The 8247-nt window shown below is 62.3% G+C and carries 6 protein-coding genes; all 6 read right to left on the bottom strand.

The window, feature by feature from the left end:
- Window positions 1–99 precede the first annotated feature (99 nt).
- From L901_RS16725 to L901_RS16700, 6 genes are read right to left on the bottom strand one after another with little or no spacing between them, the layout of a single operon-like run.
- Window positions 100–1149 carry a carbohydrate ABC transporter permease gene (locus L901_RS16725; RefSeq protein ID WP_059758837.1) on the bottom strand — a complete coding sequence of 350 codons (1050 nt, stop codon included), beginning with the start codon at window positions 1147–1149 and terminating at the stop codon, window positions 100–102.
- 2 nt (window positions 1150–1151) lie between these two features.
- Window positions 1152–2147 (bottom strand): carbohydrate ABC transporter permease, encoded by a 996-nt coding sequence (locus L901_RS16720; RefSeq protein ID WP_004433473.1) that lies wholly within the window; start codon window positions 2145–2147, stop codon window positions 1152–1154.
- Window position 2148: 1 nt separating this feature from the next.
- Window positions 2149–3252 (bottom strand): ABC transporter ATP-binding protein, encoded by a 1104-nt coding sequence (locus L901_RS16715; protein ID WP_059758834.1) that lies wholly within the window; start codon window positions 3250–3252, stop codon window positions 2149–2151.
- On the bottom strand, window positions 3252–4604 hold the full coding sequence (locus L901_RS16710) for a glycoside hydrolase family 28 protein (RefSeq protein ID WP_059758847.1): 1353 nt from the start codon (window positions 4602–4604) through the stop codon (window positions 3252–3254). Before L901_RS16710 ends, L901_RS16715 begins: the two co-directional genes overlap by 1 nt.
- Window positions 4605–4609: 5 nt before the next feature.
- Window positions 4610–5704: a glycoside hydrolase family 88 protein gene (locus L901_RS16705; protein ID WP_004433483.1), complete on the bottom strand. Its 1095-nt coding sequence runs from the start codon at window positions 5702–5704 to the stop codon at window positions 4610–4612.
- A gap of 13 nt (window positions 5705–5717) precedes the next feature.
- Window positions 5718–8240 (bottom strand): hypothetical protein, encoded by a 2523-nt coding sequence (locus tag L901_RS16700; protein WP_059758832.1) that lies wholly within the window; start codon window positions 8238–8240, stop codon window positions 5718–5720.
- Window positions 8241–8247: the final 7 nt, after the last annotated feature.

Genomic DNA, 8247 nt, shown 5'->3' with positions numbered 1-8247 from the left:
AAACCACAATACGTCCACACAAGGCCGGGATGACGGGTGGAGGAGCTTTAACATTCCAATCGTGACGGCCTGCTGTCTCACCGCAAGCTCGTACTTTCCTTACTTCATCCCCGTGCCGGCAATCCCTGTCGTGATGTAACGCTGCAGGAACAGGAAAACGACGGTGACAGGCGCCAGGCTGAGGAAGGTCATGGCGAGGATATAGTGCCATTGCACCGAGAACTCGCCCTGGAAGGCGTTCAGCCCCACCTGCAGCGTGAAGTTTTCGCGGCTGCTGAGAACGATCAGCGGCCAGAGGAAGTCGTTCCAGCGCCAGAGTACCGAGAAGATGGCGAGAACCGCGAGCGCCGGGGCCGTCAGCGGCAGGATGATGCGCCAGAAGATGCGGAATTCGCTTGCCGCATCGACGCGGGCCGCCTCGATCAGCTCGTCGGGGATGGTCAGCATATATTGTCGGAGCAGGAACACACCGGTCGGCGTCGCAACCGTCGGGATGATGACGCCCCAGAGATTGTCGACGAGGCCGACGCCGACGATGACGAGATAGGCCGGCACCATGACGACGGTGAGCGGGATCATCAGGGTGGAGATGATCAGCACGAAGATCGCCTTCTCGCCGCGGAAGCGGTATTTGGAGAGGGCAAAGGCGGCCATGGCGTTGACGATCAGCGTCAGGACGGTTGCGACGAAGGTGACGAAGACCGAGTTCTTGAGGAAGGTCAAAAAGCTGAACCGGGTCAGCGGATCGGTGAAGTTTTCCGTCGCGATAGTCAGTTTCTGGACGGGCGTTATTTCCCGCGTGTCGACGCTGACTGGTGGGCCGGGATTGGCGGGGTCCACCATCTGGGCTTTCAGGCCGATGCGGCGGACCATGGCCATTTCCCGCTCGATGCCGTCGATGGGGGCTTTCCAGAGGCTAAGCGGTTTGTCGTAACCCTGCACTTCCACCTGCACGGCGGCGCGCGGCAGAAGGCTCGGCGGAAATCGGGTGATCTCGGCTTCCGGTTTCAGCGATGACATGGCGGCCCAGACGACCGGGATGAGGACGGCGAGCGTGCCGCCGATGAGCCAGACCCATGACAGGATATCGGTAAGGCCGATCCGGCCGGGGCGGCGGGTGCGTGTGAGGAAGGAGACAGCGTTGGACATGGTCAGGACTCCATCTTTTTGCCGAGGCGCAATTGCACGAGCGTCAGCGCGAGAAGCACAAGGCCCATGAGAACCGAGGCGGCTGACGCAAGGCCGAATAGCCTCAGATCGCTGCCGAAGGCCATCTGGTAGATATATTGCACCACGAATGTATTGGCCGTGCCCGGCCCGCCGCCATTGGTCAGAACCCATGCCTCGTCAAAGATTTGCACCGAGCGGATCATAAGGAGGATGAGCACGACGAGCAGGTTGGGCCCGAGCAACGGCAGGGTGATGCGCAGCAGTGTGCGCCGGGGCGAGGCGGCGTCGATGGCGGCGGCTTCATAGAGGTCCTTCGGGATGGCCTGAAGGCCGGCCAGCAGGATCAGCGTATAAAAGCCCATGTGGAACCAGACGGAGACCACCACGACGAAGAACCGCGACCAGCCGACATCCAGCAGGAAGATTTCCGGCGGCACGCCGAGCATCTGGAAAAAGGCGTTGAGCAGGCCGTTGCGGTCGAGGAACCATTTCCAGATGAGGCCGATGACGACGGGCGACAGCAGGACCGGATAAAAGAACATGGCGCGGAAGAAACCGCGCGCGGCAATCGCCCGGTTGAGGATGAGTGCGGTGATGAGCGCGACCAGCAGCGTGGCGATGACGTTGAAGCCGACGAACCACAGCGTGTTCCAGATCGCCGTCCAGAACAGCGATTCCCGGCAGCTTCCGGGGTCCATGTAGCTCTGGCAATCCAGCAGCTTGCCGAAATTTTCCAGCCCGACAAAGGGGCGGTCGGTGATGAGAAGTTCGGTGCCGCCGGTAAAGGCGTAACCGACGGCAATCGCAATCGGCAGGAAGGTGAAGATGCCGAAGAGAACGAGGTTCGGCATCAGGAAAATATAGGGCATGCGCCTTTTGCCGATCAGCCGCTCGATGAAGTTGAGCGGCACTTCGGCAATTGCCATCACGGCATCGAGCGCACGGTCGGACAGTCTCGCAAGCTTCGGATTGGCCATGCTAACCCCTCCCTTCGCTGTCGAGGCGCGGCAGCGCCAGTTCGGTGGCGGGATCGAAGACATGCACCTTTTCCCGCGCCGGCATGATCTTCAGTACCGAGCCGGAAGCGGGGGCGAAATGGCCCGCCTGATGCACGATGATCTGTTCTTTCTCTCCCTGGAGATTGCCGTAGAGATAGGTCTCTGTGCCGAGGCTTTCGTGATACTGCACCTCGAAGGGCAATCCTCGATCCGCGATGGTGAAATACGAGGGGCGTATGCCTGCCAAAACCGCCTGCCCGGGGCTGACGGCTGCCGGATCGACAAGGCAGGGCAGTGACACACCGTAGCCGGCGTCGATGGCGATGCTACCGTCGCTGCCCTTGGTGATGTTGCCCTTGAGGATGTTCATGCGCGGCGAGCCGAGGAAACCGGCGACGAAGAGATTGCGCGGATTGTCGAAAAGCTCGAGCGGGCTGCCCACCTGCTCGATGCGCCCGGCGCGCAGCACCACGATCTTGTCGGCCATGGTCATGGCTTCCACCTGATCGTGGGTGACATAGATCATCGTCGTCTTGATATCGCGATGCAGGCGGGTGATTTCGGCGCGTGTCTGCACGCGCAGCGCCGCATCGAGATTCGATAGCGGCTCATCGAACAGGAAGATGTCAGGCTCGCGCACGATGGCGCGGCCGATGGCGACGCGCTGGCGCTGGCCGCCGGAAAGCTGTTTCGGCTTGCGGTCGAGATAGGGTTCGATGGCGAGCATGCGCGCCGCCTCGTTGATGCGGCTTTCGATTTCCGCCCGCTTGAAACGCAGGTTTTCAAGGCCGAAAGCGAGGTTCTTGCGTACGCTCATATGCGGATAAAGTGCGTAGGACTGGAAGACCATGGCGATCTTACGCTCGGCGGGCGACAGCGCGCTGACATCGCGCCCGCCAATGCCGATGGTGCCGGAGGTGACGTCCTCGAGACCGGCGATGATGCGCAGCAGCGTCGATTTTCCGCAGCCCGAGGGGCCGACGAAAACGACGAACTCGCCGTTCTCGATCTGAAGATCGATATCATGCAGCACATGAACGGCGCCGAATGCCTTGTTGAGATTTTCGAGTTTCAGACTTCCCATCACCTGCTCCCTTCGGACAAGTTCGTCGTCGCGACGATCTCTTGGCTGTTCCAGCCCTCAGGCAAGGGCGTCGTTCTTTTAATGGCGACATCATGCGCCGCAAATCCTTCCACGCCGGCAAGATAGACCGCCGGCATTCCACCGGGATAATCCTCCATTCCGACGATCCTGCCCTCAGCATCCTGCGTCCAGGCATTGGCGCGGCCGGCGGCATGGGGGCTTGGCGCAATATCCGCATTAGTTGGGCGCAGATCGTATTGCAGGCCGGTGCCGAGCTTGCCCGGCTGCTGCGACAGCGTGATGCGCTCCAGCCGGACATTGTGAATGCCGGCCTTCGATGTGGCGACGAGGTTGATCGCGCCTTCCATCGAACCGCTCAAGTCTTCCACGACCAGATTGTCGACGCTGCCGGCCTGACGCTCGGGGCGGCGGTCGACGACGGTGACGGTGACCGCTTCACCCGAACCCCAGAAGCCGCCCGGCGTTTCGTGGCATTCGGTCTCGATCCTTGAAAAGCGGATGTTGCGCATCGCGCCGCCATCACGGGAGAAAAGGCCGATGCCGCGATTGGACTGGACGATTTTGCAATCCTCGAACACGACATTGGTGAAATTGCCGAAGGATTCCGTGCCGAGCTTCAGCGCGCAGCTCATGCTGGAAACGGTGCAGCGGCGAACGGTGATATCGGCGCAGGCTCCCACCGCCTTGCCATCCGGCCCGGCGCTGGTCTTCAGGCAGATGCCGTCATCGGCGGTCGAGATGAAGCAATCCTCGATCAGGGCGCGCCGGCAGGCATCGAGCACAATGCCGTCGGTATTCGGCAGGCGGCGGTCGTTTTCGATGCGCAGATTGCGGAAATGAAGATCTTCGCAATCGACCATATGCAGCGTCCACATCGGCGAACCGCTGACGGAGAGGTTTTCAAGGCGCACGTTGCGGCAGCTTTCCAGCACCATCACGCGTGGGCGTTTTTTTGCCGGGACATAGGTGCCCATGGTCTTGTCGTCGCCGACGATGAAGTTTTCACCGCCGGCCTCGATGCGGCCGGGGCCGGTGACGGCGATGTCATGCGCACCCCTGGCAATGATCATGCCGCGATCGGAGTCTTCGGCAATCACCGAAACCCGGGTGAGGGCATAGGCGTCGTAATCGGAAACGGGGGCAAGCACCGCATCTTCGGCAAGGTGCAGTTCCACGCCGCTTTTGAGATGGAGGCCGGCGCTGACATGACGCCCGGCCGAGAGAGACACGCGCCCGCCGCCTGCGGCTGACGCGGTGTCGATAGCCTGCTGGATGGCTGCCGTGGCATCAAGGCCACCCGCCGCGACTGTGATGTCCTGACTGATGTTCATGATGCTCACGATGCCTTTGGCCTTTTCAGAAAAACGTCGATCAGGAGCAGCATCGTCAGCGCCTGCCCATAGGGCGTGGGCAGATTGGGAATGCGGCGGTAGAAATCGAGATCGTGGCCCATCGGCGTGCCGTCGGAAACGCCGTGGACGACGCCTTCATCGTCGATATTGCCAAGCACCGCCTTCAGCGCGCGTTCCGCATGCGGGCGATTTTCTTCGCCGAGAATGCCGGCCTCGATGCCGCGCAGAATGCCATAGGCGATACCGGCCGTTGCCGATGTTTCCACCGGGGAGGTCGGGTCATCGAGCAGCGTGTGGAACATGCCGTCCTCGCGCTGATATTGGCGCAGCGACCGCACCTGGCTTGCCAGCACATTGGCGAGGAAACGCCTGTCCTTTTCGCCAAGCGTCGGCACCAGTTCGAAGAGTTCGGGAATGGCGACGGTGATCCAGGAATTGCCGCGCGCCCAGAAGGCGTCAGCGAAATTATGGCGTCCGTTGAAGGTCCAGCCGTGATACCAGAGCCCGGTGACGGGGTCCGACAGATAACGCGTATGGATCATGAACTGGTAGACCGCCTCGTCGATCCAGTCCTGACGTTTGCAGACGACGCCGGCGCGGGCGAGGAACAGACATGCCATGAACAGCGTGTCGTCCCAGAGTTCGCCCTCATTCAGCCGCTCCTTGACGACATGCTGGAAGCCGCCATCTTCGGTTTTCGGCAATTGATGCACCAGCCAGTCGGCCCAGTCTTCCACCAGCGCCCGGAAATCCGGCCGATCGACATGTTCGGTGAGGATGACAAGCGGCAGCATCGGAGCGGAGCTGTTGATCTGGCGCGGCGGCAGGCCTCGTTCGATCTGCCAGCCATACCATGTCACGAGGTCGTCAAGCGCCTTCCGGTCGTTGGCGGCGAGCGCCCGGCGCAGGAAGCCGTAAAGGCCGACGCCCACTTCCCAGTCCCACTCATCGAACTGGATCTTGCCATCGGAACTGCCGCTGACCAGACCTTCCTGAATGCCCTTGAGGCGGCTGAAGGCGGCGGCGACATTGTCGATCGTCGTCCTGAGAGTGTCTTTTTCCATGCTTGGCTGGTTCATCTGTCAATTCCGCTTAGGAGTAGAATGGTTGTGCCGCGCCGCCCGATGCGGGGTCGGCACTGTCGAAGGTGATTTCCGGCTGGGGCTGGTCGTGGTCGAAGGCCATGGCCTGCCCGCCAATGGTGAATGCGCCGTCCCAGGTCAGGGTAAGCTCAGCTCCGCCCGGCGGCGTGACCGAGAGCAGGCGGCTTTCGGCATCGAAGGTGATCTGCGTGGCGAGGATTTTTTCCCGAAAACGGGCAAACTCCGGGACATCCCCGCAGCCGATGATGCCGACCCAGCCGGCGCGGCGGCCGGGCGATCTGATCTCGCGGTCGGCGGTGGCGCCTGCGCTGATGGGCTGAAGCCCGTTGGTCGCATAAAGCGCGGCAAAGCCGCGGCCCGAGCGGATGATGAGCCAGTTGCCCTCCGTCAGAACCTCGTCCAGCCCGTCGCGGCCGAGATAGGCATGGGTCCAGTCGTTGCGGTGATCCTGCGTATCGAAGATCAGCATCGCCAGATCGCGATGTTGCGCCACGCGCGGCAGGATGCCGCTTCCCGCCCAATAGGAGGGGCGCTGGCTGCCCCACGGATCGTCTTCGCCCGGATGATTGACCCAGAGCCGCGCCATCGGGTGGCCGGCAAGCTTGATGTCCATGACGTGCTGCTGGTGGCCCTTGCGGCCGGTCTTGTGATCGACAACGGTGGAAAGCTGGGCGGCCTCGTTCTTGAACAGCACGAGCTTTCCGGGCTCCAGCCCCTGCGCATACCGCGCCTCGACCATACGGCCGCTTGTCAACTGTGAAAGGGCGGTGAGATGCGCCGGCGGCAGGTAATCGCCGCAGCAGAACATCGGCAGCGAGGCAACGCCATTGTTCAGCCAGCCCTGACCGAAGGCGACCTGCGCAAAGGGCGCCAGTTCCGTTAGCGGCCCGGCGCGCAGCTCCTTGTCATAAGCCCGCCCTTGCGAACCGGAGGGAACGCCGCCGAGCGTATGCAGCGCGATCATTTCGAAAATGAGATCGATCTGATGGCGCGCGCGGGCGGCAAGCTCCGGTCCCGCCCAATGTTCGATGGCGAGAAGGCCGATGAAATCCACCGGATAATAGGCAGCCGAATTCCACTCGGCCAGTCCGTGCGCCGCGACGCTGTCGAACCAGCGCTCCAGCCGGTCGGCGGCCAGCGCCGCCTGTTCTCTGCCGGTGCGGCCGGAGGCGGTGAAGAGGGCATCCGGCAGATACTCGCCAGCCAATAGCTGGCTGGTGTGGAAGCAGAGAACATGGTTCTCGCTCCAGAACCACATGACGTCATTGCCCGGTTCGTCCACCCAGTAACGATAGCCGAGGATCGAGGCATCGATCCGCGCCCGCATCTCTGCCGGCAGGCGGTCACCATAGGCGCGCACCAGCCACAGAAGCGGGATCATGACGAAATCGGAGCAGTCTTCCCGCCGATCGATGGAATGCAGCGTTGCATCGACGATGCCGCCGATCGTCTCGATGTCATCGCTGCCGGTGGCGACCATCGCCAGCGCGCGGCCGATGCGCCAGGCGCCGAAACGGGCGCTGAAGGAGAGTGCGGCTTTCTTTCGCTCGTGGATATCGGCATTGTGTGCTTCCGGTGCGATATCATGCATGAAAGCGGCGTCGATGACGCGGGTTACCGTTCCCGCTCCCGAACCCATGGTGATTTTGACGCCGTGATATCCGTCCGAAATGCCTGTCGTTCCGGGGATCGTCAGTGAGGATTGCCCGGCCTTCAGCACGGTATCCACTTCCGCAAGCGAAGCGCGCTCATGCCCATGGCTTTTGACGGCGATGTGCACGGGCAGGTCGTTCGCAGGTGCGGCCCCGAAGACCAGTTCGAGGGCCGTGCCGGAAAACACGTCCCGCGCCGGGCGAACATCGCGCACCAGCGCGGCGAGACGCTTCGTCTCCTCGCGGTCGAGCGGCACGGGCAGCACGACGGTTAGCGGCGTAGGATCGATTACCTCAAGCTCGAAGAACCAGATGATGTCGCGTTCCGCCAGATCCTCGCAGAGCAGCAGCACCTCGTTGTCGCCGGCCGCGAGATCGAGCGTGATGTCACGGCTGCTTTCGACATTGCGGATGAAAGGTTCGAAACGGACCTGTTCGACGCCGCCGACCCAGATGCGGACGCCGCCGCAGGTACGCAGCCGAAAATGCGCCTGTCTTGCCGCATCGCTGCGGAAGGTGCCCTTCAGCCAGCGCTGCACATGGGTGGGAACATGCCAGAAACCGGTGAATTCGACGCGGCGATTGGAACCCGGCAGGTTGAGGTGCGATACCGGCCAGCTGGTATCGGGTGCGATATCGCGGCCGATCATGGTCTGCTGGAAGGCCTTGCGGCAGGGCAGGTCGCCCACATCCACGAAACCGTTGATGAAACGATAGTTCACGCGGTCTTCGGCGGGGGCTGCGGTGCCGGGAAACGACGTCTCCACCAGATCGGAGACGATCCAGGCGGTCACCGTTTCGCCGTTTGCGACGGTATATGTCGGCTGCGACGCGTTCGCCGCAAATGGTCCATCCGTCATAATGGAT

It is taken from the genome of Agrobacterium sp. D14 (genome assembly GCF_001526505.1).
In the GTDB taxonomy this organism is placed as follows: domain Bacteria; phylum Pseudomonadota; class Alphaproteobacteria; order Rhizobiales; family Rhizobiaceae; genus Agrobacterium; species Agrobacterium leguminum.
Note: the sequence above shows the minus strand (reverse complement) of the source record. Positions and strands in the feature narration are given on the sequence as shown.